The organism is Amycolatopsis echigonensis (assembly GCF_002846615.1).
Taxonomy (GTDB): domain Bacteria; phylum Actinomycetota; class Actinomycetes; order Mycobacteriales; family Pseudonocardiaceae; genus Amycolatopsis; species Amycolatopsis echigonensis.
The window spans coordinates 5,417,795-5,443,594 of the sequence record NZ_PJMY01000003.1 but is presented as its reverse complement, the minus strand read 5'-3'; the positions used below and the strand labels follow the sequence as shown (position 1 = coordinate 5,443,594).

28 protein-coding genes are annotated in these 25,800 nt (G+C 69.7%); 9 read left to right on the top strand and 19 right to left on the bottom strand.

The features are described from left to right. Window positions 1-8: 8 nt before the first annotated feature. The 8 genes from ATK30_RS30945 to ATK30_RS30910 are packed head-to-tail and all read right to left on the bottom strand — an operon-like array spanning window position 9 to window position 6,996. A complete protein-coding gene (locus ATK30_RS30945; protein ID WP_101438490.1) occupies window positions 9-1,235 on the bottom strand; it encodes a CoA transferase in 1,227 nt (408 codons plus the stop codon). Then, the gene (locus tag ATK30_RS30940) at window positions 1,232-2,209 is read right to left on the bottom strand and encodes a MaoC family dehydratase (protein WP_205670158.1); all 978 of its coding nucleotides are present in this window, start codon (window positions 2,207-2,209) and stop codon (window positions 1,232-1,234) included. Before ATK30_RS30940 ends, ATK30_RS30945 begins: the two co-directional genes overlap by 4 nt. Then, entirely contained in the window at window positions 2,206-3,105 is a 900-nt protein-coding gene (locus tag ATK30_RS30935; protein ID WP_101438489.1) for an HpcH/HpaI aldolase/citrate lyase family protein, read from the bottom strand. Before ATK30_RS30935 ends, ATK30_RS30940 begins: the two co-directional genes overlap by 4 nt. Further along, window positions 3,102-3,593: a nuclear transport factor 2 family protein gene (locus ATK30_RS30930; protein ID WP_101438488.1), complete on the bottom strand. Its 492-nt coding sequence runs from the start codon at window positions 3,591-3,593 to the stop codon at window positions 3,102-3,104. The genes ATK30_RS30935 and ATK30_RS30930 overlap by 4 nt, the downstream gene beginning before the upstream one ends. Next, window positions 3,590-4,237 carry a 3-oxoacid CoA-transferase subunit B gene (locus ATK30_RS30925; RefSeq protein ID WP_101438487.1) on the bottom strand — a complete coding sequence of 216 codons (648 nt, stop codon included), beginning with the start codon at window positions 4,235-4,237 and terminating at the stop codon, window positions 3,590-3,592. Before ATK30_RS30925 ends, ATK30_RS30930 begins: the two co-directional genes overlap by 4 nt. A gap of 1 nt (window position 4,238) precedes the next feature. Beyond that, the gene (locus ATK30_RS30920; RefSeq protein ID WP_205670165.1) at window positions 4,239-5,006 is read right to left on the bottom strand and encodes a CoA transferase subunit A; all 768 of its coding nucleotides are present in this window, start codon (window positions 5,004-5,006) and stop codon (window positions 4,239-4,241) included. After that, window positions 5,006-5,782, bottom strand: a complete 777-nt coding sequence (pcaD, locus tag ATK30_RS30915; protein ID WP_240690820.1) for a 3-oxoadipate enol-lactonase — start codon at window positions 5,780-5,782, stop codon at window positions 5,006-5,008. Before pcaD ends, ATK30_RS30920 begins: the two co-directional genes overlap by 1 nt. Next, a complete protein-coding gene (locus ATK30_RS30910) occupies window positions 5,779-6,996 on the bottom strand; it encodes an acetyl-CoA C-acetyltransferase (RefSeq protein ID WP_205670159.1) in 1,218 nt (405 codons plus the stop codon). Before ATK30_RS30910 ends, pcaD begins: the two co-directional genes overlap by 4 nt. A 73-nt stretch (window positions 6,997-7,069) precedes the next feature. Here ATK30_RS30910 and ATK30_RS30905 point away from each other — a divergent pair, with 73 nt between their 5' ends. Beyond that, window positions 7,070-7,960, top strand: coding sequence for a LysR substrate-binding domain-containing protein (locus tag ATK30_RS30905; protein ID WP_101438483.1), 891 nt, complete (start codon window positions 7,070-7,072; stop codon window positions 7,958-7,960). Here ATK30_RS30905 and ATK30_RS30900 read toward each other — a convergent pair. Continuing rightward, complete coding sequence (locus ATK30_RS30900) at window positions 7,954-8,772, bottom strand: IclR family transcriptional regulator domain-containing protein (protein ID WP_101438482.1); 819 nt, start codon at window positions 8,770-8,772, stop codon at window positions 7,954-7,956. The genes ATK30_RS30905 and ATK30_RS30900 overlap by 7 nt on opposite strands. 287 nt (window positions 8,773-9,059) lie before the next feature. Between ATK30_RS30900 and catA the strand changes: the two genes are divergently transcribed. The 3 genes from catA to catC all read left to right on the top strand — a co-directional run bounded on the left by catA (window position 9,060) and on the right by catC (window position 11,458). After that, complete coding sequence (gene catA / locus ATK30_RS30895; RefSeq protein ID WP_101438481.1) at window positions 9,060-9,917, top strand: catechol 1,2-dioxygenase; 858 nt, start codon at window positions 9,060-9,062, stop codon at window positions 9,915-9,917. Window positions 9,918-10,005: 88 nt separating this feature from the next. Beyond that, window positions 10,006-11,154, top strand: coding sequence for a muconate/chloromuconate family cycloisomerase (locus tag ATK30_RS30890; protein WP_101438480.1), 1,149 nt, complete (start codon window positions 10,006-10,008; stop codon window positions 11,152-11,154). Window positions 11,155-11,179: 25 nt separating this feature from the next. Continuing rightward, window positions 11,180-11,458: a muconolactone Delta-isomerase gene (gene catC, locus ATK30_RS30885; protein ID WP_101438479.1), complete on the top strand. Its 279-nt coding sequence runs from the start codon at window positions 11,180-11,182 to the stop codon at window positions 11,456-11,458. 545 nt (window positions 11,459-12,003) lie between these two features. Here catC and ATK30_RS30875 read toward each other — a convergent pair. The 5 genes from ATK30_RS30875 to ATK30_RS30855 form a co-directional block, all read right to left on the bottom strand. After that, window positions 12,004-13,203 carry a luciferase domain-containing protein gene (locus ATK30_RS30875; protein ID WP_101438477.1) on the bottom strand — a complete coding sequence of 400 codons (1,200 nt, stop codon included), beginning with the start codon at window positions 13,201-13,203 and terminating at the stop codon, window positions 12,004-12,006. After that, complete coding sequence (locus ATK30_RS30870) at window positions 13,200-13,727, bottom strand: VOC family protein (protein WP_101438476.1); 528 nt, start codon at window positions 13,725-13,727, stop codon at window positions 13,200-13,202. Before ATK30_RS30870 ends, ATK30_RS30875 begins: the two co-directional genes overlap by 4 nt. Before the next feature lie 147 nt (window positions 13,728-13,874). Then, the gene (locus ATK30_RS30865) at window positions 13,875-14,450 is read right to left on the bottom strand and encodes a flavin reductase family protein (protein ID WP_101438475.1); all 576 of its coding nucleotides are present in this window, start codon (window positions 14,448-14,450) and stop codon (window positions 13,875-13,877) included. Between the two features lie 9 nt (window positions 14,451-14,459). Beyond that, complete coding sequence (locus ATK30_RS30860; RefSeq protein ID WP_208637460.1) at window positions 14,460-15,113, bottom strand: cytochrome c oxidase subunit 3; 654 nt, start codon at window positions 15,111-15,113, stop codon at window positions 14,460-14,462. Continuing rightward, window positions 15,110-15,829, bottom strand: a complete 720-nt coding sequence (locus tag ATK30_RS30855) for a hypothetical protein (RefSeq protein ID WP_208637459.1) — start codon at window positions 15,827-15,829, stop codon at window positions 15,110-15,112. The genes ATK30_RS30860 and ATK30_RS30855 overlap by 4 nt, the downstream gene beginning before the upstream one ends. Before the next feature lie 253 nt (window positions 15,830-16,082). Between ATK30_RS30855 and ATK30_RS30850 the strand changes: the two genes are divergently transcribed. The 5 genes from ATK30_RS30850 (at window position 16,083) to ATK30_RS45730 (ending at window position 20,623) form a co-directional block, all read left to right on the top strand. Continuing rightward, the gene (locus ATK30_RS30850) at window positions 16,083-16,868 is read left to right on the top strand and encodes an alpha/beta fold hydrolase (protein ID WP_208637458.1); all 786 of its coding nucleotides are present in this window, start codon (window positions 16,083-16,085) and stop codon (window positions 16,866-16,868) included. Between the two features lie 25 nt (window positions 16,869-16,893). Next, complete coding sequence (locus ATK30_RS30845; protein WP_101438474.1) at window positions 16,894-17,841, top strand: esterase/lipase family protein; 948 nt, start codon at window positions 16,894-16,896, stop codon at window positions 17,839-17,841. A 101-nt stretch (window positions 17,842-17,942) separates the two neighbouring features. Further along, window positions 17,943-18,974: an MBL fold metallo-hydrolase gene (locus ATK30_RS30840; RefSeq protein ID WP_101438473.1), complete on the top strand. Its 1,032-nt coding sequence runs from the start codon at window positions 17,943-17,945 to the stop codon at window positions 18,972-18,974. A 35-nt stretch (window positions 18,975-19,009) separates the two neighbouring features. After that, window positions 19,010-19,711: a TetR/AcrR family transcriptional regulator gene (locus tag ATK30_RS30835; protein ID WP_183126019.1), complete on the top strand. Its 702-nt coding sequence runs from the start codon at window positions 19,010-19,012 to the stop codon at window positions 19,709-19,711. A 264-nt stretch (window positions 19,712-19,975) separates the two neighbouring features. Next, the gene (locus ATK30_RS45730; RefSeq protein WP_208637457.1) at window positions 19,976-20,623 is read left to right on the top strand and encodes a hypothetical protein; all 648 of its coding nucleotides are present in this window, start codon (window positions 19,976-19,978) and stop codon (window positions 20,621-20,623) included. A gap of 26 nt (window positions 20,624-20,649) precedes the next feature. Here ATK30_RS45730 and ATK30_RS30825 read toward each other — a convergent pair whose 3' ends face one another. From ATK30_RS30825 to ATK30_RS30805, 5 genes are all read right to left on the bottom strand, one after another. Continuing rightward, a complete protein-coding gene (locus tag ATK30_RS30825) occupies window positions 20,650-21,171 on the bottom strand; it encodes a hypothetical protein (protein ID WP_101438472.1) in 522 nt (173 codons plus the stop codon). A 402-nt stretch (window positions 21,172-21,573) separates the two neighbouring features. Further along, the gene (locus ATK30_RS30820; RefSeq protein ID WP_101438471.1) at window positions 21,574-22,896 is read right to left on the bottom strand and encodes an MFS transporter; all 1,323 of its coding nucleotides are present in this window, start codon (window positions 22,894-22,896) and stop codon (window positions 21,574-21,576) included. Between the two features lie 76 nt (window positions 22,897-22,972). After that, complete coding sequence (locus ATK30_RS30815; protein WP_101438470.1) at window positions 22,973-23,902, bottom strand: AMP-binding protein; 930 nt, start codon at window positions 23,900-23,902, stop codon at window positions 22,973-22,975. Between the two features lie 90 nt (window positions 23,903-23,992). Further along, on the bottom strand, window positions 23,993-24,628 hold the full coding sequence (locus tag ATK30_RS30810; RefSeq protein WP_101438469.1) for a response regulator transcription factor: 636 nt from the start codon (window positions 24,626-24,628) through the stop codon (window positions 23,993-23,995). After that, window positions 24,621-25,778, bottom strand: a complete 1,158-nt coding sequence (locus ATK30_RS30805; RefSeq protein WP_101438468.1) for a GAF domain-containing sensor histidine kinase — start codon at window positions 25,776-25,778, stop codon at window positions 24,621-24,623. Before ATK30_RS30805 ends, ATK30_RS30810 begins: the two co-directional genes overlap by 8 nt. Window positions 25,779-25,800 lie beyond the last annotated feature (22 nt).

Here is a 25,800-nt window from a genome sequence, read left to right as displayed (position 1 = left end):
GGAGCGGGCTACCGGCGGCCAGGCACCGAGCGCGACCCGGCGATTTTGCGATCGGCCAGCGAGCCGATTTCCCGGTCGGACAGGCCGAGGATCTCGCTCAACGCCCAGTGCGTGTCCGAGCCGAACGGGCGGGCGCCCGACGTCTCGAGGTAGCGCTCATCCCAGCGCAGCGGCGACGTCGCCGTCAGCATCGGCGGCCGCCCTTCCGCGGCGACGTCGACCAGCACCGCCGATTCCTCGCCGCGGCGGTAGGCCGCGACGACTTCCGACGGCGTGCGGAACTCGCCGACCATCACCCGGGTGCTCTTCGCGGCGTCGAGCACCTCCGCCGCCGTGCGGGCGGCGAACCAGGGCGCGAGGACCGCTTCGATCAGCGCCCGGTGCTCGAAGCGCGCCCCTTCCTCGTCGAGGTCGACCTCGTGTGCGGTTTCGAGCGCGGCGAAGACCTTCTCGGTCCCGGTGACCCGGACCAGATCCCGCCACTGCTGGCGGGTGATCGCGACGGCGATCACCCGCCGCCCGTCGGCACAGGCGAAGTCGACCCCGAACGCCCCGTACATGTGGTTGCCCAGCCGGGGCCGGTCGCGGCCGTTCTCCTCTGCTTCGGCCAGCCAGCCCAGATGCGCCACGTGCGCCGCCGCGACGTCGTCGAGCGCGAGGTCGATCCGCGAACCCTGACCGTCGAGCGCGCGCCGGCGCAGCCCGGCGAGCAGTCCGGACACCGCGAGCAGCCCGGTGGCGATGTCCCAGGCTGGCAGGACGTGGTTGGTCGGCCGGTCGAGATCGGTGTGGCGGGTCAGCATCGGCACGCCGTAGCGGGGGTTCACCGCGTAGTCCATCGCCGCGCGGCCGTCGGCGTAGCCCTGGATGTGGACGTGCACCAGGTCCTCGCGGCGGGCCCGCAGGCGGTCGTGGTCGAAATACAGGCGGCCGATCGTGTTGTCGACGAACAGTCCCGCGTCGTCGCCGGGCGCGGTCACCAGCGCGGTCGCCAGTTCCTGGCCTTCCGGAATGCGCAGATCGAGCGCGACGGAGCGGACGCCTTTGTTGAGGCCGGCCCAGAACAGGCTTCGCCCGACGCGGTCCAGCGGCCAGCGGCCGCCGTCGACCGAGCCCTCGACCGGGTCGATCCGCAGCACTGTGGCACCGAGCTGCGCCAAGGTCATCCCGGCGAGCGGCCCGGCGACGAAGCTGGTGGCCTCGACGACGCGCAGCCCGGCCAGTGGCGCGGTCACGTGAGCACCTCGCAGCGCCAGTCCAGCACGTCCCGCGGAACGTCGTTTCCCGCTTCGGCGGTGACGCGAACCCGCAGCTGGGCGACGACGCTGCCGGACGGCCCGGGGCGAGCCGACAGCAGGTCGATCGTCGAACGGAGAGTGTCGCCCTCGTGCACCGGCCCGGTGTGGTCGCACGATTCCCAGCCCAGGAAGGCGACCAGGTCCGGGAAGGCACGGGCGACCTGAGCGGCGGCAAGGCCGATGGTGTGCCCGCCGTAGACCAGCCGCCTTCCGGTGACTCCGGCGTCGTGGTGCACCTGGGCGACGTTCAGCGTCAGCCGCGCCAGCTCCGGCGCCGAGCTGACCACGTCGCCGCCGACCACCTCGATCGTCGTGCCGGGTTCCGGCGGTGTGCGGGTCCGGTGCTGTGTCAGGTCAAGGGTCTGCAGCGCGGCTTCGGCCGACGGCGCGTCGGTCCCGATGCCGCTGAGGTCGTCCTGGTGCCCGGTGTCGGGTGCGTCCGGGCTCAACGGAAGCATCGCGCAGCGGTGGAAGTCCAGCACGGCCGCGCCGCGCTGGTCGACGCACTGGATCCGCAACGCGGCCAGTCCGGTGGCGCCGCGGCCGGGCCGCCGCGTGTTCTCCCGGAGCCCCACCACGGTGGTCCGCGTGTGCAGGGTGTCGCCGAGCACGGGGAAACTCAGGAAGCGCAGGCCGCGGTAGAACAGGTTGGCCCGGACGAAATGCGTAGCCTGGGTCGACTGACCGATGGCGACGTCCCAGACGTAGGCGGGGTGAGCGACCGGACCGCGCCCGGTGAGGCGGGCTCCGGCCACGTGATCGGTCGCGTAGCGCAGCCGGTCCCCGACGATCATCTGATGCACCGCCGCACCGCCCGCAGTGAGCGTGACCGGCGGTGCGGCGTCGAAAACCTCGCCGCGTTCGAGCTCGTCGAAGTACGGTCCCCGGGCGCGCACGACAGTCCCGGTCACCGTCGCTCCCCAGCGCGGGCCAGCACCCGGCGCGCCCGGACGGCCACGGCCTCGTCGAGCATCTGCCCGTCGAGCGCGACCGCGCCCGAACCGCGGGCGGCGGCGCCGGCGAGCGCGTCGAGGACGCCGTGGGCCCAGTCCACTTCGGCCGGTGCGGGGGTGAACAGGTCGTTGACCACCCCGAGCTGAGCGGGGTGGATAGTCCAGCTTCCGTCGAAGCCTTGGTCGCGGGCCTCCCGGCGGTCCGCAGCGAACTCGGCGTCGGCGGCGATCGACAACCACGGCCCGTCGACGACGGCGCGACCCGCGGCCCGCGCGGCGAGCAAGACCCGGCTCCGCACCTGGGCGCGCAAGCTGCGCGCGCCGGGTGAGGCGGCGTCGAGGTCGCATCCGAGGTTCGCGCCGAGATCGGCGTAACCGATGACGACTGCGCGGATTCGCGCGGCCGCGGGCACGATGCGGTCCAGGTTCTCCAGCCCTGCGGCCGATTCGATCAGCACGTCCAGCCGGATGTCCGGGCAGCCGTCGCGACCGGCGACCGCCCCGGCCACCAGACGATCCACAAAGGACACGTCGGCCGCGTCCTCGACCTTCGGCACGACCAGGGTCAGCGGGCCGGTCGCGGCCGCCGCCGCGGCGAGCACGTCGAGGTGGCACCAGGCCGTCCCGACCTGGTTGACCCGCACCGCGAGACCTGGCCGTCCGGCCTCGGCCAGGATCTGCGCGACGCGTTCGCGGGAGCTCGCCTTGCTCCCGGGCTCGACGGCGTCCTCGAGGTCCAGCACGACTTCGTCGGCGGCGGAGGCAAGGGCTTTGGCCGTTTTGCGTTCGTCGCTCGCGGGCACCACCAGGCACGAGCGCGGAACGAGCACGGAATCCGGTGTTCGCGCGCTCATCGCGGGGGATACCGGTCGTCGGCCGCGACGCGCGCGGGAGGCCAGGCGAACCGTCCGGCGTCCCAGCCTTCGGCGAGGTCGGACCACCAGAAGAAGGTGACCTTGCGTTCGTCGAACAACCAGTCCCCGTTTGCGGCACGAACCATGCGATCGGCGTACCGGCCGGCGGCCAGCTGTGCCCGGCCGTCGACGACGCAGGGCTGCAGCAGCCACGTTTCGCCGGTCGCGGTGTCGCCGTCGAGCTCCAGCGTTTCGTTGGCGGAGAAATGCCACCAGGAACTCAGGCTTCCCTTTTGCAGCCCGGGAAAGAACTCCAGCAGTTCCGCGTGCCCGCGGACCGCGGACAGCCCGACGAAGGCGCCGTCGCGAGTGAACAGTTCCACGAGTTCCGTCCAGCGCCCGTCGTCGAGGTACTGGCAGTAGCGAGCGCGCAGCTGTTGCAGCGCATGCAGATCTTCCATCCGCCGGACGCGTTCTTCGAGGCTCATCCGGCCACCGCCTGCCGCTCGGCGACCTGCGCGCCGGTGGCGGCGCGCACCTGTTCCGGCGCGACGTCGGGCGCGCACTCGACGAGGACGAAGCTGCCGTCGGAGATGTCGAGCACGGCCAGGTCAGTGATCACCCGGGACACCACGCCGCGCCCGGTCAGCGGCAGCGCGCACTCGGCGACCAGCTTCGGTTCGCCGTCACGGGTGCGGTGCTCCATCAGTGCGATCACCCGTGACGCGCCCGACACCAGGTCCATCGCGCCGCCGATGCCCTTGATCATCCGGCCGGGAACGCTCCAGTTCGCGATGTCGCCGTTGGCCGCCACCTGAAGCGCCCCCAGCACGGCGACGTCGATGTGGCCTCCGCGGATCATCGCGAACGACTCGTCGGAGCCGAAGAACGACGCCCCGGGCGTCACGGTCACGGTCTGCTTGCCCGCGTTGATGAGGTCGGGATCGACCTCGTCGACGTAGGGGAAGGGGCCGACGCCGAGGATCCCGTTCTCGGCGTGCACGGTCACCCCGGAACCGACGGCGAGGTGTTCGGTGATCATGGTCGGCAGTCCGATGCCCAGGTTGACGTACTCGCCGGCGCGCAGTTCGCGTGCGGCCCTGGCCGCCATCTGCTCACGGGTCCACGGCATGTCATGCCCGCCTTTCGCGGATCGTGCGCTTCTCGATTTCCTTGCGCGACGCCTGGTCCGGGGCCAACGGCACGACCCGCTGGACGAATACGCCGGGCAGATGGACGTCGTCCGGGTCGAGGTCGCCGACCTCGACCAGCCGCTCGGCCTCCACGATCGTCAGCCGGCCCGAGGTCGCCACGGCAGGGTTGAAGTTGCGGGCGGAGCGATGGAATCGGCAGTTCCCTGCGCGGTCCGCCACCGCGGCCCGGACCAGCGCGACGTCGGCGACGATCGACTCCTCCAGAACCATCGGGCGGCCTGCGATCGTGCGCACTTCCTTGGCCGGGGAAGCGAGCGCGACCGAGCCGTCCGGGCGGTAGCGCCAGGGCAGACCCCCTTCGGCCACCACGGTGCCGACGCCGGTGGGGGTGAAGAACGCGCCGATCCCCGCACCCCCGGCACGCAGCCGCTCGGCCAGCGTTCCCTGGGGCGTCAGCTCGACAGTGACTTCGCCGGCGAGGTACTGGCGAGCGAATTCCTTGTTCTCGCCCACGTAGGACGCGATCACCCGGCTGATCCGCCGCTGCTCCAGCAGCAACCCGAGCCCGCCGCCGTCCACGCCGCAATTGTTGGACACGACCGTGAGGTCGTCGGCCCCTTGCTCGAGCAGCGCCTCGATCAGGAACCACGGGATGCCAGCGAGGCCGAACCCGCCGACCGCGACGGTGCTGCCCGGCCGGACGTCGACTACCGCGGAGGCAGCATCGGCGACGACCTTGTCCGGGATCATTGCGCCGCTCCCAAATGCGCGAGGATCGCCGGCGTCACGATTTCGGGTCGCTCGGCATTGGCCAGGTGGGCCGATTTGTCGACCACCAAGAGGCGGCCTCGCGCGACACCGTCGGCGATCTGCTGCAGGTGCGGCGGCGGCGTGGCGGGGTCCTCCGCGCCCGCGACGGCCAGCGTGGGCGCGGTGATCGACGCAAGATCCGGCCGGAGGTCCATGGCGGCAATGGCTTCGCAGCACGAGGCGTAGCCCTCGGCCGGTGTCGCAGCGACCATGGCCGCGCCCGCCGCCTTGACCTCGGGGTGGGCCTCGAGGTGCGCTGCGGTGTACCAGCGCGCGACGACCGCGGCGTCGACGGCCTGGGTTCCCTCCGCCCGCACGAGCTCCGCACGGTCGCGCCACGCCGACGACGGTTCGAGGTAGGGACTCGTGCACAGCAGCACCATCCGGTCGACCAGATCCGGACGGCGCGCGGCGAGCCGCATCGCGGTCATGCCTCCGAGGGACAGGCCCACGACGTGGGCGCTGCGCACCCCGAGGCGCTCCAGCAGCGCGACGATGTCGTCGGCGAGGTCGTCGATCGTGTACGGGCCGCTCGGGACCGGTGAGCCCCCGTGGCCGCGGGTGTCGTACCGGACGACGCGGAAACGCTTCTCCAGCTCCGCCAGATTCGCGTCCCACATCGCCATCGTGGTCCCGAGCGAGTTCGAGAGCACCACGACCGGGCCGTCTTCCCTGCCGGTCACCGCATGATGGACCACAATGGACTCGTTCACGACTGAACCCTTTCGAAGATCGCGGCGAGGCCCTGGCCACCGCCGATGCACATGGTTTCCAGGCCGTAGCGTGCCCCGGTCCGCGTCATCTCGTGCGCCAGCGTCGCCAGGATCCGCGCTCCGGTCGCGCCGACCGGGTGGCCGAGGGAGATGCCGGAACCGTTGGGGTTGAGCCGCTTGTCGTCGGCGTCGACGCCCCACTCGCGCAGGCAGGCCAGCACCTGGGCGGCGAACGCCTCGTTCAGTTCGATGACGTCGAGGTCGGCCATGGTCAGCCCGGCGCGCCTGAGCGCCGCGCGGGTGGCGGGCACCGGGCCGATGCCCATGACCTCCGGCCGGACGCCGGCCACTGCCCACGACTTCAGCATCAGCACCGGGGTGAGGCCGCGGCGGTCCGCTTCCTCGCGGGTCGTCACGATGCACAGCGCGGCGCCGTCGTTCTGGCCCGAGGCGTTGCCCGCGGTGACTGTCGCAGCCTCGTCCATCGCGAGCCGCACCGGACGCAGCCTGCCGAGCTGCTCCGCGGTCGTGCCGGGCCGCGGGTGCTCGTCCCGGTCCACGGTGGTCTCCGGCGTGCGCCGGCCGCCGGGGACGACCACCGGGACGAGTTCGTCGGCGAATTTCCCGGTCTCGTGCGCGGCGGCAGCCCGCTCGTGCGACGCTGCGGCCAGTTCGTCCTGCTCTCGGCGGGAAATGCGGTACTGCCGGCGCAGGTTCTCGGCCGTTTCGAGCATCCCGCCGGGCACCGGGAAGCGGTTGCCGCCCGCGGTTTCCCGGGCTCGCACGAGCCGGTCGTGCAGCTGGATCCCGCCGGCGATCTTGCCCGCGCGCAGGCCGGTGGCGTAATGCTCCACAGTGGACATCGACTCGGCCCCGCCGGCCACGACGAGCCGTGCACCGCCCGAGGCCACCTGCCCGACCGCGTAGAGCACAGCCTGCAGCGCCGAGCCGCAGCGGCGGTCGATCTGCAGCCCGGGCACCGAAGTCCCGAGACCGGCGTCGAGCGCGGCGACCCGGCCGATGGCCGGCGACTCGCCGCTCGGGTAGCACTGGCCGAGCAGCACGTCGTCGACGTCGCCCTCGCCCAGCCCGGTTCGGCCGGCGAGTTCGCGCAGCAGCCCGGATGCCAGGTCGGTCGCGGTCAGCGAAGCCAGCGCGCCCCCGTAGCGGCCGACCGGCGTACGGACCGGATTGCAGATCACCACATTGCTCACGCGGCGAGCGTAAGAGCCCGACCGAGAGAACAGAAGTATCATTTAAGTTCGTAAATCAACTCTGGAGGTATTAATGGAGCTCCGCCTCCTGCGGTACTTCGTCGCCGTCGCCGAGGAAAGCCATTTCGGGCGCGCCGCAGAGCGGCTGCGGATGGCGCAGCCGCCGCTGTCCCGAGCGATCCGGCACCTGGAGGCCGAACTGGGCGTCGACCTGCTGGAGCGGACGACCCGCCGGGTCGCCCTCACCCCGGCCGGGGCGGCGTATCTGGACGAGGCTCGCGCGGTGCTCGCGGCGGTCGATGCGGCGCGCGCCCGGGCCAGACGCGTCGCCGAGGGCCGCGAAGGCCGGTTGACCGTGGGCTGTGTCGGGTCGGCGACGTACTCGCTGCTGCCGGCGCTGGCCCGGGAGCTGCGGGCGGAGCTGCCCGCGGTCGAGGTCCGCTTCCGCGGCGAGATGCTCGCCCCGGAGCAGGTCGCGGGCCTGCGCGAGGGGTCACTCGATCTGGGCCTGTTGCGGCACACCGAGGGACTGGCTCCGGACCTGCGCCTGACCGTGCTGCGCGAGGACCGGTTGCTGGTCGCGGTGCCGCAGGACCACCCGTTGGCCACGCGTGCGCGTCTAGCGATCGGCGATCTCGAGGCCGAGGGCCTCGTCCTGCACAGCGGGGCCGCTGGATCCTCCATGCACCGGCTGGTGACTCGGCTGTGCGAGGACGCCGGATTCGCCCCGCACGTCACGCACGAAGTCGCCGAAACCTCAACGCTGCTGACCTTCGTGGCCGCCGGCCTCGGCGTTGCGGTGGTGCCGGAGCCGACCGCGTTCCTCGGCGTGCCGGGAGTCGTGCACCTGCCGCTCGACGACGTGCCGACGGTCCCGCTCGTCGCCGCGACGAGAGACGAGACCGACCTGGTGATGCAGCGCGCGCTCGCGATTCTCGGCCGGATGAGCAGCAGCGCTCAGTAGAACCCGTCTCGTTCCGGGCGCGGCGTCTTGTCCGCCGAACCGTGGCCGAGCAGTCGCGACAGCTCGCCGGCGATGTCGAGCATCAGCGGAATCACCTTGGTTTCGACGTGCTCGCGGGTGAATCTGCCCAGCGACGTCGAGTACGCGATGGCCGCGGTCACCTCTCCGCTGGCGTCGCGCACCGGCACGGAAGCGGCCAGCAATCCCATTTCGAGTTCGGACTCGACCATGCAGTACCCCTGCTGTCGGACCTCGTGCAGGATGTCGGCGAGCCGCACCGGATCGGTGACAGTGTGCGCGGTCAGCCTCGGCATGCCCTGTTCGGCGATCACCTTGGCGAGGAAGTCCGGCTCACGCCAGGCCATCAGCACGCGACCGGTCGAGGTCGCGGTCGTCGGCATGCGGCTGCCGACGTCGACGGTGTTGCTCAGGATGCGGCGCACCTGGACGCGCGCGACGTAGACGACTTCCGTGCCGACCAGGGTCGCCAGCGACGCCGACTCCTGCGTCTCCTCGGCCAGCCGCAGCAGCAGCGGCTGCGCCCACTCGATCATGCTGTGACTGGCGGAATAGCGCTGCGCCAGGGTGAGCACCAGCGGGGTGAGGAACCATGCGCCGCCCGCGTTCGCAAGGTAGCCCAGTTCCTGCAGCGTCAGGAGGATCCGGCGGGTAGCCGGACGGGACAGCCCTGTCCGCTGCGCGACTTCCGGCATGGCCATCCGCGGATGCTGTTCGTCGAAAGCGTTCAGCACGGCGAAACCGCGTTCGATGCTCTGGACGAAGTCTCGCTCGTTGACGGGTTTGCGCTCCATCGGCCCATCCTCCCAGCAATTGGCGCGCGGATCCGACTTGACAAAGCCGCCGTCGCAGCCCACGGTGTGAACCGCACAGCGTATTCATCGTACGCATAGCGTACGACGAAGGTCCAGTGTGGACTCTCGACCTCTGCGAGAGGCCTTCGGCCGATTCGCCACCGGCACCGGCCGAACGACCGGTGGAGACCGGCCGCACGGCGCGCCCGTGAAAGGTGCTGGACCTCATCAGCCCTACCGACGCGAGCGGCATTCTCAACCGCTGATCATCCGACCAGGAGCACCGAATGACTGCCACCCATGAACATCACTCCCCGACCGCGGCCGGATCCGGCGCCAGCGCGACCGCTGCGTTCAAGGAAAGCTCCACGCGGCGCAGCACCGCAGGAAGCAGCCCCGAGCGCGTCGCCGGCATCGTCGGCGACATCTTGAAGGCCATCGACGACGTCGTGCACCGCCACGACGTCACATACCCCGAATACCAGGCCGCCAAAGCGTGGCTGATGTCGGTCGGCGAAGGCGGAGAATGGCCGCTGGTGCTCGACGTGTTCGTCGAACACTTCGTCGAGGACCAGGTGTCGAGGTCGCAGCACGGCACCAAGGGCTCGATCGAGGGGCCCTACTACCTTCCCGGCCAGGCCAAGCTTTCCGCCGAGTGCACGCTTCCCATGCGCCCGGACGAAAAGGGAACTCCGCTGGTGCTCTCCGGCCAGGTGCGCGACGTCGACGGCAACCCGTTGCCCGGAGCCGAGGTCGACATCTGGCACGCCGACGATGAGGGCTACTACGCCGGATTCGCCCCGCACCTTCCCGACGGGAACCTCCGCGGCGTCGTCGTCACCGACGACCACGGCAGGTTCGCGATCCGCACCGTCCAGCCCGCGCCCTACCAGATTCCGCACGACGGCCCGACCGGCGCATTGCTGGAAAGCGCCGGCTGGCACCCGTGGCGACCGGCGCACATCCACCTCATGGTCCGCGCCGACGGTCATCGGACGATCACCACCCAGCTGTACTTCGAAGCCGGCGAGTACCTGGACTCCGACGTCGCCGCGGCAACAAAACCCGAACTCGTCATCGCGCCGGCAGACGACGGCGCCGGCGTCCGCCGCGTCACATACGACTTCGAACTGGAAAAGGACTGACGCCACCCACGTGGCTGCGGGGACGGCGCCTGCCGCCCCTGCAGCCACGCCTTGCAGTTGCATTCCGCCCAGGCTCCCGAGAGGCACCATGTCCCCGACCCCTGACGACGTTCTCATCGAAAGCATCGAAACCGTCATCCTGGACGTCCCCCTCCGTCGCCCGCACAAGTTCGCCCGGGTGACGCTCCACGCGCAACCGGTCCTGCTGGTCTTCGTCCGCACCCGAGCCGGGATCGTCGGAACGGGCGAAGGCGTCGTGCCCGGCGGCCCGTGGTGGGGCGGCGAATCGGTCGAGTCCATGAAAGTCACCATCGACACCTATGTCGCGCCGCTGCTGCGCGGACGGCCGGTCGACCGGATCGACGACCTGATGCGGGACGTCACCGACCACGTCGCCGCGAACCTTTACGCCAAGACAGCAGTGGAAGTCGCCCTCCACGACGCCTGGGCACGCAGCCTCGGCGTTCCGGTGCACACCCTCCTCGGCGGCCTCGCCCGCGAACGCATCGAGGTCACCTGGGCCCTGGGTGCCGAACCCGCCGGCGTCGTCGTGGACGAGATCCAGCGGATCCTCGCCAGCGGCGACCACCGCAGCTTCAAGCTCAAGATGGGCGCCCTCGATCCGGCCGACGACATCGACCGGATCGCCGCGATCGCCGAGAAGATGTCGTCCTCAGCCAGTCTGCGCGTGGACCTCAACGCCCGCTGGGACCTCCTGACCAGCCTCCGGCTCCTGCCGCGGCTGGCCGCCGCCGGCATCGACCTGATCGAGCAGCCGGTCCCCGGAGACCAGATCGACGCACTCGCCGAGATCAACCACGCGCTCCCCGTGCCCGTCATGGCCGACGAAAGCCTGCGCACCTCCCAGGACGCGCTGCGCTTGATCCGGACCAGAGCAGCCGACGTGTGGTCGATGAAACTCACCAAAGTCGGCGGCTTCCGCCGGGCCCGTGACCTCGTCGCTCTCGGCGCAGCCGCCGGAGTCCCCTGCCACGCAGGGACATCCATCGAAACCGGGCTGGGCACCGCTGCCTCGCTCCAGCTGGCCTGCGCCGCGCCCGGAATCACCTGGGGCAGCGAACTGTTCGGGCCCCTGCTGTTCGCCGAAGACATCATCGCCGAGCCTCTGCGCTTCGCCGCCGGACACCTGCACGTGCCCACCGGCCCGGGCCTGGGCGTCACCGTCGACCCGGAAGCAGTCCGCGCCCTCCGGCGCCGCGGACTCACTCGCGACTGACCCCCGCATCAGACCAGGAGGAAAAATGCTGTTCCACGTTCGGATGGACGTCGCGATCCCGCACGAGCTGGACTCGGCAACCCGAGCCGACCTCGTCGCGCGGGAGAAAGCACGAGCCGAAGAGATCCAGAGCACCGGGACATGGCCCGAACTATGGCGAATCGTCGGCGAATACGCGAACATCAGCATCTTCGACGTCGAAGACAACGACGCGCTCCACACCCTGCTCTCGAGCCTGCCGCTCTTTCCCTACATGAAAATCAAAGTGACGCCGCTCGCGGCGCACCCCTCGAAAGCCGGCTGACCGGACGCCGAGCAGCCTGCCGCCACGGAGCATCTCGCTTCGGCCTAGCGCCCGCTCCGATCGCACGAACGAAGGCGGACTCGGCGACGCACGCTGTTCGCCGGGGACCCGCGCAGGACCTCAGACCACCGGCGCCGGTCGACGAACTGCCGGCCGGAGCGCAGCGGCTGGAGAACCTTCGGAACGGGCGGTTTCTGCCGAACGGGCTCTGCAGCGCAGCGACAGCTTGGCGCACGGGCCGGACTGCACGGCGGCTCCGGTCGCCGGGCCGGTTCAGACACCCGTGTTCTCCGGGGAGTGCGCGGGCAACGTCCGGAGGCGAAACGAGAAGAGGGCCGACGAACTCATGTTCGTCAACCTGATCCTCCGGTGTCGCGCGGGCGACCGGTTGAAGCCGGTCGCCCGCGCGACGCCTACCTGCGCGTGGTCGAGGATCGCTACGACGGGCCTGCCGGCTGCGGAGCGCAGCTGATCTCGACCGGTGCCGCGTGCAGCCCTGCGACCTGCGTCGGCCAGTGTCCGCAGGCGGCCGACGGAGCGGCCGACTAGGACTTCCGCCAATCGGTCGCAAAATCCGCGCGCAGCCGGCCCGAGGCGAACAGATACGAGCTGCGGGCGATCTCGGTGACGGTGTGCAGCTCGTCGCCATCACGCGGGCCGTAGACCATGACCATGCCTGGCGGGAGGCGCACGCCGGCGAGGGGATGCGCCAGCGCCCAGCCCTTCGCTACGGCATCGGCGGCCAAGACCAATGGAAGGGCGAGATGCATCGAACCGTCGAAGGCGGGGTGAAGATGCGCGAACTCTCCAGCCGAGGGAACGAGGAAAGCCGATTCCGGGCCTCTCCGCTCTTCGAGCACGAAGCCGCGCGCACCCGGCACCGAGACCTCAGACTGCTGCGTTGTGACCCCCGGCAGCCCGGCAAGAGTCGCGAACAGCTGTTCCTGCAATGTCGCCGGAGCATTCTGCGATACCTGCTGTTGAGGGATCGAGGTCGTCACTTCGGGTCGCCGGCCCACTCGTGCCGCCAAGGCACCCGCCGGCAGTGTGGGCCAGCGCGCCGAGCGAGACTCCGCTGGGTTCGGTGCCAGGCCGCTGGTTTTGATGAACAGGAAGCGTTCCCGGACCCATCCGGCGAGATTCCGGAGCTGCTCTTCGGTGATCGAGTGCCCGGTCGCGTCCCGCCGGGCGACGGTCGGCGCGCCTGACTCCCCCGTCAGATATGCCCATGTCCTCGCGAGCAGCTCCGCGGGAATCACAGTGTCGCGGGCGCCGAGTGCGAGGAACACCGGGAGGCCGGCCAAGCGCGCCGGCGTGGCCGGCATTCCCGCATCGAACGGCATCGTTCCCGACAGGATCGCCGCGCCGGCGAACCGCCCGGGTTCGTCCAAGATCAAGCCGCCGGCGAACGCGGCTCCGCCACTGAATCCCGCGAGCACCACCGGACGCTCTCTCGGCACGGCCGAGTCCAGCCAGCCGCGGAACCAGTCCGTAGTGGAGCGCAGCGACGCGGCGACTGGCCGACCGATGCCGCGGTTCGCGAACCACGCGTAGCCGCCTCCTTCCACGATCGGTGCACGAACGGCTGCGTAGCCGAATTCGGGCGGAAGATGGTCGGCGAGCGAAATGATGTCTCGTTCATGCGAACCCCGGCCGTGGAGAAGAACGACCAGCGGGGCTTCTTCATCGTCGTTTCCGCTGGTGACTACGACCGGCTCGCCGTATTGCGACGAGGCGGAAGTCACGACGCCTCCCCGAACACGCCGCCTCCGACGGACTCCGCGGTAGCCACTCCGCTCCAGACAGCGACCTCCCTGCTGAGATCGAGCGGGCCCACGGGCGCCTCGCTCTCATAGGCCCCCCATTCCTCTCGCGGCATCATCCACATCACCTCGAATTCGTTGCCATCGGGATCCCTGCCGTACACGCTCTTGGTCGCGCCGTGGCTCGATTCGCCCGTATAGGCGTCCAGTTCGACGAGAACCAGCCGCGCCTCCTCGAGGTCTTCGATCATGTCCACCTGCCACGCGATGTGGTACATCCCGATGGATCCCGAAACTTTCGGCAGGGCGGACGGACCGATGCCGAACAGTCCCAGATCATGATGGTTCCCCGATCGGCGAAGACGGAGGAACGCGGCATTCGCGCTCGGTTCCCGCGCGACGACGTCCATAGCAAAAGCGGCGGTCCAGAAGCGCACCGATCGCTCGAGGTCGGAAACGAACAAGACAACATGATTAGCGCGGATCGCCGGAATCGGGTCGACCATTATCTTGCCTCCGTGTCATGCAACGGCCGTGAAGAGGATCCAACGTTTTCCCTCGATCCAGTCATGGCGCAGGGCAGGCCCGCGTCCCTGAGATCGATCGGCGGGGGCCGGGTCGAAGCAGCATCGAGCAACTGCCACAGCAGGCGGTCATGACGAGAAGAAGGCTCCCACTCCGGCGAGTCCTTCGGTCGGGGTGGTGCCGAATGAGGCGAACTGGTCTGATCCAACTTGTCCCTCCGCGACTGTGCGTCCTGTCCGCGAGTTGAAATCGCCGAACCCGGCAGCGTGGTAAACGAGCGGGAGCCTGTCGTTGAAACGGGCAGAATCGACGTGTCCGACGAAGATCGAGTGCGTACCGCCGGCGAGGCGTTCCCGCACGGTGCATTCAAAACTTGCGACGGTCCCCTTGAGCACCGGGATCCCCGTTCGCGAGAACTCGATGTCCACCCCGTCGAATTTGTCCGCTGCCGGACGTGCAAACCGCCGCGCGATACGTTCCTGGTAATCGGCCAGCACGTTGACGACGAACTTCCCGCTGCTGGCCACGGCTTGTTCGGTCGGCACCCTGCGATTGATGCAGACAAGCAACGAGGGCGGTTCCAGGCTCAGCGACGTCATGGCGCTGAGCGTCATGCCGTATGTTCGATCTCCCGTTCGCGCGGTGACGACAGTGACGCCGGTGGCGAAGCGGCTAATCGCACGGCGGAAGTCCGGTTCGTCCATGACGCCTCCTCATGCTGCACCCACCAGGTAAAGCAGTGAGAAAAGGATGATCCACAAGAGGTCCACCATGTGCCAGTAGACGCCGCTTCCCTCGACAAGGCGCCGCGCCGCGTCCCACGGCACCCCGGCACGTGCTCGGCGGCGAACCGCTCCCAGCAGGATGGTGCCGACGACGACGTGCAGCAGGTGAATGCCGGTCAGCACGAAGTAGAAAGTGAAGAAGAGGTTCGTCCCAGGCGTGCTCCCCGCTCCCACTGCGTGCCCGTACTCGGTCACTTTGATCGAGACGAACACGGCCGCACAACCGATGGCGCCGGCCGAGGCGCGTGACGCGACCGCCGCGGCTCCGGCCGCGTAGGCCCGGACAGCGGCGACCACGAGCAACGAGCTCAGGAGCAGGACCAGGGTGTTCACCGCCCCCAGCGGCACCAGCAGCCGGCGCGCCGAGTCGCCGAAGAGAGCGCGGTCGTGACCGGCCTCCCAGGTGAACACCACGAAGAAGGCAGCGAAGAGCGTCAGATCTCCGAAGATGAAGATCCAGAGCCCGTACTCCCCGGGCGGCCGATCCACGGGTTGGCGCCGAGGCCTTCGCGTGGCCGCACGAAACGGCTCCGGCTGCAGGAAGTCCGGAAGCTCGTCGTCGACGCGACTCACCTCCGTCACGAGGGAACCGGTTCCGAAGCTTCGCCGGACGGTACCTCCGCGCGCAGGACCGCCCGGCGAAGCACGAGGCCCATCACGACCAGCCACACCGCGTAGGCGGTCAGGGCGAGCCAGAAGACGAAGATGCCCTGCCACGCGAATGGCCCGCTGTAGAAGAAGTACGCGAGCACGTCGGGGACGAACAGGAACGCGACCCAGAAGTTCAGGTAGCCGACCCACCGCGGCAGGACAGGCTCCGGGTTGCGATCGCGGAGCACGGCCAGGCCGATCGCGATGTTCTGGATCATGAACGGCGCGATCGGAGTGATGAACAAGAGCCACGCGAGGTCGTTGAGCATCAGGGTGAGGTCCGGCGCACGGTCCGGACGGAAGGCGCAGACCGCCATCATCAGCAGGGGAATGAGCAGCAGGACGCCGGTCGCGGCGCCCGTGACGAGCTGAAGGAAGGTCAGCAGCGGGGTCCGGCCCTCCATCCGCACCATGTGCACCCCGATGAGCGCGATCAGCGGGAAGACCAAACCGACCGCGAGCGCGGACAGGATGAGCCCGAAGAGGACCTTGCTCGACGAGTCGCCGTAGAAGTTGGCTATCTCCGTCGCGCTTTGATGTGCCGCGGGCGGCATCGGCAGCACCCCGGCGATCAACCAGCCCGTCAGAGCGAGAACCACCGTGGCGGGCCCACTCCAGGCGCACAGCAGCTTGATCTTCGTGTTCATGGCACGCTCCCGACGTGTCCGGCGAACGGACCCGGCCACATCACGACAGCCGGTCCGCGTCGACCGATTTTAATCTCGACTAGATTATTGAGCGTCGAGCGATCCCGCAAGGGGGAAGCTCCAACCCGTCAGGAGCCCGACGATGTGCCCTCGATTCGCCGGGCTCGACCAGGCACGCCTCGGCCACCTTCTATGTTAGGTTAAATTTCACGCTCGGACACTGGGGTGCGGGCGCTCACCGGCGGATCGGAGAGTGCAGATCACCCACGGCATGGGCGAGCACGCGTTGCGCTATGCCGAAGTTGCCGAACGCTTCACCGCCGAAGGCGTGGTCGTCTACGCGCAGGATCACCGTGGCCACGGTGCGAGTGCGTCGTCGCCCCAGGAGTTCGGGGTGCTCGGAACGGACGGCTGGCCCGCCTTGGTCGCCGACATCGGAGTCCTCGGCAGCTATGCTCGCCGGGAGCATCCCGGCCTGCCTCTCACCCTCCTCGCACACAGCCTCGGCTCGTTCGCGACCCAGCAGTACCTCGTCGACCACAGCGCCGACGTGGATGCCGTCATCCTCACGGGAACCGCGGCCGTCGACCTGCTGGCGGCCGCGTTACCCGCGGACGCCCCGCTCGAGCCCGGCATGTTCAACGCGCCGTTCCAGCCGGCGCGGACCGACTTCGACTGGCTCTCCCGGGACGACTCGGCTGTCGACGCGTACATCGCCGACCCGCGATGTGGCTTCAGCCTGGATCCCGATGGCATCAAGGCGGTGTTCGAAGGCGCCGCACTGGCGGCCACGCGAACGGACGAGGTCCGTGCCGACCTGCCGCTCTACATCGCGGTCGGCGACCAAGACCCGGTGAACGGCGGTCTCGCCCTCCTCCACCCGCTCGAGCAGCGCTACCGCGAAGCCGGCCTCAAGGACGTCACCGTGGTCGCCTACCCCGGTGCCCGGCACGAGATCCTCAACGAAACCAACCGTGCCGAGGTCATGGCCGCCATGACCGACTGGTGCCGCGCACACGGCCTCATCGGCAACGGCTGAGATCAAAGTCCACAAAGGAGCTTCAATGGCGAAGTTCGTTCTCGCGACACTGTTCACTGCCCTCGTTTCCGCGCTGATCACGGTCCCGGCGTCGGCCGCCTCCGGCCCCGTCCTGCAAGAACCCACCAGCTCCCTCAGCCAGGCGCTGAGCTGTTCCGCCGATGTCAGCTCTCCGGCCAAGACGCCGGTGATCCTGGTGCACGGCACGTTCACCACGCCTGAGGAAACGTGGAGGTGGGGCTATCAGCGCGCGCTGCGGACGGCGGGCTATCCGGTGTGCACCGTCCAGCTGCCCCATCGCGCCGAGATCGACATGCAGGTGAGCGTCGAGTACGTCGTGCACGCGATCCGGTCGGTGTACAGCTCTGCGGAACGCAAGGTCTCAGTCATCGGGCACAGCCAGGGCGGGGGCCTCATCCCGTGGGCGTTGCGGTTCTGGCCCGACTTGGCGGCCGAAGTGGACGACGCCATCGCACTGTCCGGCCCGCAGGACGGCACTCGGCTGGCGAACGGCGTCTGCGTGCCCGGCAGGTGCCCGGACGTCGCCCACCAGCTGAGCGCGGGTTCGAAGTGGATGCGAGCCCTCGTCCGCGAACCGCTCGACGGCGTGGCCTTCACGTCGATCGGCTCCTATTCGGACGAAGTGGTGTTCCCCGCCCCGACCGCGACCCGCTTCCCCGGCGCGACCGACATCTTCGTCCAGGACGTCTGCCCGGACCGGCTGGTCGGACACCTCGGCATGCTCTCCGACGCGGTCGCGTACGCCCTCGTGGCCGACGCCTTGACCCACGCTGGACCGGCCATGCCCGCGCGCGTCGCCGCGTCGACCTGCTTCGCCACGGACCTACCCGGACTGGACCAGGCCGGCCGCGCGCGGCTGCTGAACACGGCGGTTGCGGCAGCAGGCGCCTTCTACTCCCTTCCGTGCACTCCGTCGGAGCCACCGCTGCGGGACTACGCCCTCGCCGGCTGACCGGCTGCCGACGAGGACGACGTGCATGACATGCCCGTCTCCTTAATCTAATTAATGTTAAAGTCGTTGCGTACGGGCGACAACTAGACGAGGACAGGCGAATGGCCGCGAATCCCATCGACCAGGCGGACGATTGGACCACCCCCGGAGCGCATGCCGTCGGACCCGGGATCCACCGCATTCCGCTGCCGCTCCCGATCAACGGGCTGTCCGCCGTCAATGCTTACCTGCTCGAAGGGCACGACGGCCTGGTACTGGTCGACCCGGGCTGGGTGAGCGCCGCAAACGAACGAGCTGTCGCCGCCGCGCTGTCCGAACTCGGCCACCGGCTCGACGACGTGAAGATCTGCCTCGCGACGCACCACCACTGGGATCACTACACCCAGGCCTTCGCGTGGCGTGAGACTCTGCGCCTCAAGCTCTTCATCGGCGAGAACGAACGCTTCAGCATCAACGGCTTCGACGGGACCAGCAGGTTCCCGAAGCACCCGGCGCTGCTGGCTCGCTGCGGGGCCGAGGAGCTGGCGGAGCGCCTCCGAACGGACGAAATGCCCGAATACGAGGTCGCGACACCGTACGGCCCGCCGGACGGCTGGCTCGAGGACGGCGACCGCATCCCCCTGCGTCAAGGCGAGCTCGAAGCCGTCGCGACCCCTGGCCACACCCGGGGACACGTCGTCTACGCGCACGCCGACGCCGGCGTGCTGATCGCCGGCGACCACGTGCTCCCGACGATCACGCCTTCCCTGGGCTTCGAGATCGCACCCGAGGCCACTCCCCTCCGCTCGTTCATCTCCTCGTTGAAGCTGCTGCTGAGCAGGCCGGACATGATCCTGCTGCCCGCGCACGGTCCCGTCGGCGCGAGCACCCACGCCCGCGTGCACGAGATCCTCGACCACCACCGCGAGCGGCTCGACGAGGTGAACGGCCTGCTGGTGGCGGGCGCCACCAACGCGTACGAGGTCGCCCAGCGCCTGCCGTGGACACGGCACCGCCGGCGGCTCGACAACCTCCAGCTGGACCACCAGATGTCGGCCGTCATGGAGATCGAGGCCCACCTCGACGTGCTGGCCCACCTCGGCCGCGTCACCGTGGACGAAACGCCCGCCACCCGCCGCTACCGGGCTGCTTGACCAGGTTGGCGGCCTGCGGCCGTTAGGATCGACTCGTGGCTAGAAAACCGGCAAACACGACGAGCAGCGCGGGCGGCAAGTCGGCGCGCACGCGCCAGCGCATCCTCGACGCGGCCGCGCACGTGCTCAGCCGGAAAGGGTTCGCCGGTACCCGGCTGACCGACGTCGCCGAGGTCGCCGAGCTGCAGGCGCCGGCGATCTACTACCACTTCCCGTCCCGCGAGGAGCTCATCGAGGAGGTCATGTGGTCGGGCATCGCGAACATGACCGACCACGTGCAGCAGCAGCTCGACGCGCTCCCGCCGGAAACGGGTCCGCTCGATCGGATCGAGGTTGCCGTGGAGTCCCACCTGCGGTACCAGCTCGAGACCTCGGACTACACGACCGCGGCGATCCGCAACGCCGGCCAGCTCCCGGACAACATGCGAGCCCGGTACGAAGCCGAGGCCAATCGCTACGGTGACGTCTGGCGACGGCTCTTCGACGCCGCCAAGCGCGAAGGCGCCCTCCGCCCCGACCTCGACGCACGGGCGGCGCGCATGCTCGTACTCGGGGCGCTCAACTGGGCCGCCGAGTGGTGGAACCCTCGCCGCGGCACCCTCGACCAAGTGATCCGCACAGCGAAGTCGCTTGTGCGTGCGGGCTTGGCCGTCCCCGAGGCCGTCGAAGCCGAGCCCATGCGGAAGCCGCAGCGTTCACGAGCGCGCAAGCCGGCCAAAACGGCTTCGAACCGCTGACAGGCCAATCGAACCCTGCTGGTCGCGACGAGCAGGAAGCCTGCTTCACGGACCTTGTCGTTTGCGGTCTACAACCGGCGCACCTAGTACACCGCCACGACGGTCACCGCCGGTGCCGAGCACCCCGCCGCCGGCCCGCGCTGCCTGGCCGGCCTGCCATCATGCGAAGCATGAGCGTCGCGATCAGAGCACCGCGCCGCCCTGCTGCGTCGAGGGCTCCTGCTGGAGTACCTCACGCTGGACTGGAACGTCGTCGGCATCGCGGTGCTGGCCGTCACCGCCATTACCGCGCGCTCGGTGGCGTTGGCCGGGTTCGGCGTGGACTCGCTGATCGAGATCGGCGCGTCGATCGTGGTCGTCTGGGAGCTGTCCGGCTCCGGCACCCTACGCCGGGATCGCGCGCTGCGCCTGATCGGCATCGCCTTCGGACTGCTCGCGGTCTACCTCGCCGTCCAATCCTCCCTTGCGCTGGCGACCGGCTTCCGGCCCGGTCACAGCCTGGGCGGCGTGGTCTGGACGGGCCTGACCGCCGTCGCGATGTTCGCGCTGGCCGCCGGCAAAGCCCGCACCGGCACCGGTTACAGCAGCACCGGCGGGCGAGGTCATGCCGGTCGGCGCGCCGCGGGAAGGCATCGTCGCCGACGGCGTCACCCATCGCGTCGCGGTCGGCGTGCGCGACCCGGACCGGCTCGCGTTGCTCGACACCGCCACGGGCCGCGTCGCCACGACGGTGCCGTTGCCCGGCGGCAAGCGTGGCACTGCTCGCCGCCGCATCAGGCCGCCCACATCCCGGCCGGAAGCCCTTCGGCACCCGTGGAGGGTCCGGATCCACACCCGTCGCACCCACGACGACCGCTCCGGCCCGCCGGCGACGGCTTCGATCGTCCCACTCCGGCGGGCCGTCGCACCTGACGATCGCGTTCAACGCCCCTTGACTGTCAGGCCGGGCCGACGAACACGGCCTTGTCGGACCCGAAGTCCGGCTGAAGAGCGATCTGCAACTCGCCCTTCGCCTTGCCGACCGAGTAAGCCTGTTCGTACGTGTAGGTCTTGCCCGGCATCACCGTGGCGGCATCGAGTCCACCACCACCGCAGCTACCGTTGCTGTCGAAGATCGGTTCGGCTTTCGCACCGGAGAATTGCACGTCGTTCCCGAATGACAGCCCGGCGGCCTCGTACGGCTTGTCGGTGCCGTTGACGATCGTGAACTTGACTTTGACGGCACGCTCGACATTCGGCGGCGACGCATAGGACGACGGCTTGCACGCCACCGGCGCCGCGAGTTCGATGGCCAGCCCCGACTTCCACGTATAGCGCTGTCCCCAGGTGGGCGCGGGCTTCTGCTCGGCCGGCGCTGCCGCGCTGGGTGCACCGGCCGAGGCCGGGCTGACACTGCCGGTGTTGGCATTCGGCATGCTGCAGCCGGCGAGGAGGACGCTCCCGGCGACAGCGACGATCATTCTCATTCGCATGAAATTCCCCTTGGATCATGGTGCGTGTGCGAGGTCGCCGATCGGGCGATCGCTGTTACACCGAGAGCCTCGCCGTGACCTGATCGTGTCGATTTGTTACGAAACACCCGAGGCACCCGAGGGTGCGGTCCGATGCGCCCGGCACCGCGCTGGGCGGCTCGAGCACATCGCCCCGAGCCGGCCCCAGCTCTGCCGCGCGTCGTGCAGGTGGCCCAGCTGAGGCCGGGCAGGGGCCCTGCCTTCGTGCCCCCGCTGGGCCCAACACCGCACTGTCCCGTTCCCGGTAAGCGAGCACCAGGGCGGCGGCCGCCGGGTTGCGACGCCGTCCTTCGCCCGTCACCGACCGGTCGGCGTCCGCCTCCTCCGGGGAGACAACGTCGGCGCCGTGGTTCACTCGGCAGGCAGCAGTGGCGACTCGCTCCGCGACGCCGTTCGTGGCCGGCCGGACAGGTTTGATCCGTTGGTCTCGCGCAAGGCGAACGTGCACAGCAGCGAGAGCACGGCGGTGCCGACCATGTACCACGCCACCGCCATGACGCCGCCGGTGCGGTCCAGTAGCCAGGTGGCGATGATCGGCGCGAGCGCGCTGCTGGCCAACGTGCCGAGGGTGTAGCCGAACGAGATGCCCGAATACCGGATCTTCGTCTCGAAGGCCTCTGCGAAGAACGCGGCGAGTGGACCGAACGCGGCGGAGAAACCGGTGCAGATCAACAGATAACCGGCTGTGGCGAGCAGGAACGAACCGGTGCCGAGCAGCCAGAACCAGGGAAACGCCAGCACACCCATCGCCACCGTCCCCGCGGCGAAGACCGGCTTGCGGCCGATGCGGTCGGAAAGGGCGCCGAAGAGCGGCAGGGTGACGAAGGTGAGTGCCATCGCCGCCAGCACGATCCACAGCATCGAGTTTCGGCTGAAACCGATCTGCTGGGCACCGTAGCTCAGGCCGAACACCGTGGTCAGATAGAACGTGACCCCGATCGAGAGGTAGGCACCGCCGGTCAGCAGGACCTGTTTCGGATACTGCCGGACCACGACGGCGATCGGCAGCTTGACCACGTTCTCCTTGCCCTTCAGACGGTCGAAGCTGGGGCTTTCACCGAGCTTCAGCCGCACGACGAGTCCGGCGAGGACGAACACGCCGCCGATGAGGAACGGCACGCGCCAGCCCCAGGACAGGAAGCTCTCGGGCGACATCGCACCGAAGGCGAGGAACACCGCGTTGCCGAGCATGAGGCCTGCCGGCACACCCATCTGCACCCAGCTCCCGTAGTAGCCGCGGCGGTGGGACGGCGCGTGCTCGACCGTCATCAGCACCGCGCCACCGTATTCACCGCCGAGCGAGAGGCCCTGGACGAACCGCAGCGTGACGAGGGTGATCGGGGCGGCCACCCCGATCGTCCCGTAGCTGGGCAACACGCCGACGGCGAAGGTCGTGGTCCCCATGATGCTCAGGGTCAGCACCAGCATGGACTTGCGGCCGATCCGGTCGCCGAAGTGTCCGAACAGGACTCCGCCGATCGGCCGCGCGACGAATGCCGCGGAGAACGTCGCGAACGACAACAACGTGCCGACCACGGCGTCGAACTGGGGGAAGAAAAGTTTGTTGAAGACGAGTCCGGCCGCGGTGCCGTAGATGAAGAAGTCGTACCATTCCACGGTCGTGCCGACGGCGCTGGCGAATCCTGCTTTTCCGCTGCGCGAGATCAGGGACATCGGTGTTCCTTTTCAACGGAGGGTTTCCGAAAGCCTCTTCGCGGCGGGCACCACGTGGTACCTCCACCTGGAGAGGTCAAAAGGCGCCGGGAAAAGTCGCGCAGGTCGTCAGCTCCGCGGCGGGTGCGGGGCCGGGATGGATCCAGAGGCCCGTCTGCCGGAACCACGTCCGCGCGGCGTCGGCGTCCGGCTGCGCGCCGGTGGCGAGCACGCGGCGCAACGACGAGTTCCGCAGACCACCCACTCCCGCTGCCGCGAGCTCCACATAGGACGTTCCGGGGGCGGACATCGTGGTTACCGGAAACCGTGCCACCAGGCCGCGTACCCGCGTCGGGTCACCACCGGCTTCGTCGACCAGGATCGCCGCCCCCGCCGACCACGGCTCGATCAAGCCGAGCAGGACGCCGGCGGCCGTGTGCCGTGGGGTGAGACTCCAGTGCAGGTCGTCGTGGCTCCGATCCAGCCACGCCAGGCCGAGTCCGTCCGCCAGCCGTCCCAGATCGGCGTGGCTGTAACTCTCGTCGCCGGTCAGCAGGACCGGGCCGTCCGCGGCTTCCGGTTCGTGGTCCGGCTCCGTCAGGAACATCATGGCCCGGTAGTTCATCGCTTCGGCGTGCGGCAGGCCGCCGACACAGAGCACGTGCCGCACCACGCCCGCCCGCCGGAGCGCCAGCGCGGGTTCGAGGCGTGCCTCGTCGACCACCACCACAGCCGCTCCGGCGGATCGCAACCGGTCGCCGTCCAGCTCGCCGCACGGCATCGGCGCGAACGGAACCCCGGCCCGCATCGTCCCGGCGGCGACCTCCCACCATTCGGGCACCGGCGGCAGCAGTACCGCGACCGACTCCCCCGTCGCGAGTCCGAGGTCGTCCAGCAGGCCGGCGAACCGCGCGGCGCGGCCGGCGAAATGGGAATAAGGGAGCAGGCGATGGCGCCCGGCCCGATCCACCCAGACCATCGCCGGCCTGCCTCCGTGTTTTCCCCAGTAGTCCAGGAACGCACTCATGACGAAACACCTCACCGAATTCGTGACAGCACGGCGACTCGTGGAAATCGCCGGGAAAGCGGAACCGGCTGAACGGGGAAAGCGAACCGGCTAGAGCAGCCTGAGCTCGTGCGCCTTGGCGATGGCCTCGACCCGGTTCCGCGCGTTCAGTTTCTGCATCGCGGTCTGCAGGTAGGTCTTCACGGTGTTCCGGGCGAGCGCGAGCCGCTCGGCGATCTCCGGGTTGCTGTGTCCCATCGCGGCGAGCCGCAGCACCTCGTACTCGCGCCTGGTGAGGCCGACCCGGAACAGCAGTTCCGGGGTCGCGGAGGCGTGCCGGCCGGCCAGCCGGGGATCGACGACCCGGACCCCGCGGGCCACCCGCCGCACCGCCGTGGCGAAGTCGCCGCCGGTGATGTCCTTGACCAGGCAGCCGTCCGCGCCCGCCTCGATCAGCACGTCGATCGCGCCGTGGTCGGCGAACGCGGTGAACAGCAGGATCTTCACGCGCGGTGCGACCCGCCGCAGCCGGGTGACCAGCTCGGGCGCCGGCATGTCCGGCAGGCGCAGGTCCAGCAGGATCACGTCGGCGGCGACCTCCTGCGCGACCTTGATCGCCTCGTGCCCCGTGCTCGCGCCGCCCACCACGGTGATCGCCAGGTCCTCGGCGGCGAGCAGTTCGACGCCGCCGCGGATCACCGGGTGGTCGTCCACCACGAGCACCCGGATGTCGGTGTGCTCACCCATCGCCGGTGCTCTCGGCCTCGCAGGGCACCCAGGCCCGCACGGTCGTGCCGCCGTCTTCGTTGCCGACGACCGACACGCCGCCGCCCACCCGCTCCATCCGGCGCTCGGACAGCGGCAGGCCGAGGTGGCCCGCCTTGGCCAGGTCCCCGGTGGCCCAGCCGTGCCCGTCGTCGGCGACCACGACGGTGAGCCGCCCGCCCGCGACCACGACGCTCACGACCACGGTGGAAGCCTGGGCGTGCTTCTCGACGTTGACCAGCGCCTCGCGCACGACGCTGGTCAGCGCCTCCGTACGCCCCGGCGCCAGCTCCGGGATCTCCGCGAGCGCCACGAACGAGGCCGGCAGGCCGGTCCGCTCCTCGAAGGCTTCGCAGTCCTCCTGGATGGCCACCGCGAGCCGGCGCTCCGGGGGCTGTTCGTTGAGGCGGGCCAGCGAGTTGCGCAGCAGCGCGCTCACCGACGTGACCTGCCGTTCCACCTCGTCGAGCCGGTCCCGGATCCGGTCGAGGTCGTCCATCGACCGCAGGCTGCGGAGCTCGGCGCCGATGCGGAAGAGCACCGGGCTGACCGAGTCGTGCAGGTCGGCCGCCATCCGCCCCCGCTCGGCGTCCAGCGCGACTCCCGTCTGCAGCTTCGCCCGCTCGGAGCTGACCAGGGTCACCGAAGCGACGGCCGCCACCTCTTCCACCCGCGCGATGACCCGGTCGCCGAAGGACGCCTCGTCGCGGATGCCGACGTACACGGCACCGAGCACTTCCCCGCCGTAGATCATGGGGACGGCCAGCATGGCGCCGAGCCCCTCCCGCGCGACCAGCTCGTCGAAGTCGTGGGTGATCGTGTCCGACGTGCGGTAGTCGCGCACCCAGACCGGCCGTCGCTCGGCGATGCTCTTACCGCCCAGCCCGACGCCCTCGGGCACGACGAGCCGGTGCAGGGCCGTGCTCATCGTGCCCTGCCAGCTCCGGTGCACCAGCCGGCGCCCCGGCTCGAGCCGGCCGACCAGGGACATGTCGAACTCGCCCAGCTCCCGGATGCGGCGGGCCACCGACTTCATCGCGAGTGAGCCGTCCGACAGGACGAGCAACTCGGAATGCCGCGAAGCGAGCTGCTCCAGCAGAGCTTCCACCGGGGTTTCCGGCACATCCGTCATTGCGACCTCTCCTGGTCCACGT

Excerpts from the sequence above, each read along its gene's own strand:
- ATK30_RS30820 (WP_101438471.1), bottom strand. The coding sequence starts at position 22,896 with ATGTCCCTGATCTCGCGCAGCGGAAAAGCAGGATTCGCCAGCGCCGTC.
- ATK30_RS30855 (WP_208637459.1), bottom strand. The coding sequence starts at position 15,829 with ATGAACACGAAGATCAAGCTGCTGTGCGCCTGGAGTGGGCCCGCCACG.
- ATK30_RS30865 (WP_101438475.1), bottom strand. The coding sequence starts at position 14,450 with ATGGACGAACCGGACTTCCGCCGTGCGATTAGCCGCTTCGCCACCGGC.
- catA (WP_101438481.1), top strand. The coding sequence starts at position 9,060 with ATGACTGCCACCCATGAACATCACTCCCCGACCGCGGCCGGATCCGGC.
- ATK30_RS30815 (WP_101438470.1), bottom strand. The coding sequence starts at position 23,902 with ATGAGTGCGTTCCTGGACTACTGGGGAAAACACGGAGGCAGGCCGGCG.
- ATK30_RS30805 (WP_101438468.1), bottom strand. The coding sequence starts at position 25,778 with ATGACGGATGTGCCGGAAACCCCGGTGGAAGCTCTGCTGGAGCAGCTC.
- ATK30_RS30935 (WP_101438489.1), bottom strand. The coding sequence starts at position 3,105 with ATGAGCGCGCGAACACCGGATTCCGTGCTCGTTCCGCGCTCGTGCCTG.
- ATK30_RS30905 (WP_101438483.1), top strand. The coding sequence starts at position 7,070 with ATGGAGCTCCGCCTCCTGCGGTACTTCGTCGCCGTCGCCGAGGAAAGC.
- ATK30_RS30840 (WP_101438473.1), top strand. The coding sequence starts at position 17,943 with ATGGCCGCGAATCCCATCGACCAGGCGGACGATTGGACCACCCCCGGA.
- ATK30_RS30925 (WP_101438487.1), bottom strand. The coding sequence starts at position 4,237 with ATGCCGTGGACCCGTGAGCAGATGGCGGCCAGGGCCGCACGCGAACTG.
- ATK30_RS30930 (WP_101438488.1), bottom strand. The coding sequence starts at position 3,593 with ATGAGCCTCGAAGAACGCGTCCGGCGGATGGAAGATCTGCATGCGCTG.
- ATK30_RS30900 (WP_101438482.1), bottom strand. The coding sequence starts at position 8,772 with ATGGAGCGCAAACCCGTCAACGAGCGAGACTTCGTCCAGAGCATCGAA.
- ATK30_RS30825 (WP_101438472.1), bottom strand. The coding sequence starts at position 21,171 with ATGATCGTCGCTGTCGCCGGGAGCGTCCTCCTCGCCGGCTGCAGCATG.
- ATK30_RS30845 (WP_101438474.1), top strand. The coding sequence starts at position 16,894 with ATGGCGAAGTTCGTTCTCGCGACACTGTTCACTGCCCTCGTTTCCGCG.
- catC (WP_101438479.1), top strand. The coding sequence starts at position 11,180 with ATGCTGTTCCACGTTCGGATGGACGTCGCGATCCCGCACGAGCTGGAC.
- ATK30_RS30890 (WP_101438480.1), top strand. The coding sequence starts at position 10,006 with ATGTCCCCGACCCCTGACGACGTTCTCATCGAAAGCATCGAAACCGTC.
- ATK30_RS30810 (WP_101438469.1), bottom strand. The coding sequence starts at position 24,628 with ATGGGTGAGCACACCGACATCCGGGTGCTCGTGGTGGACGACCACCCG.
- ATK30_RS30870 (WP_101438476.1), bottom strand. The coding sequence starts at position 13,727 with ATGGTCGACCCGATTCCGGCGATCCGCGCTAATCATGTTGTCTTGTTC.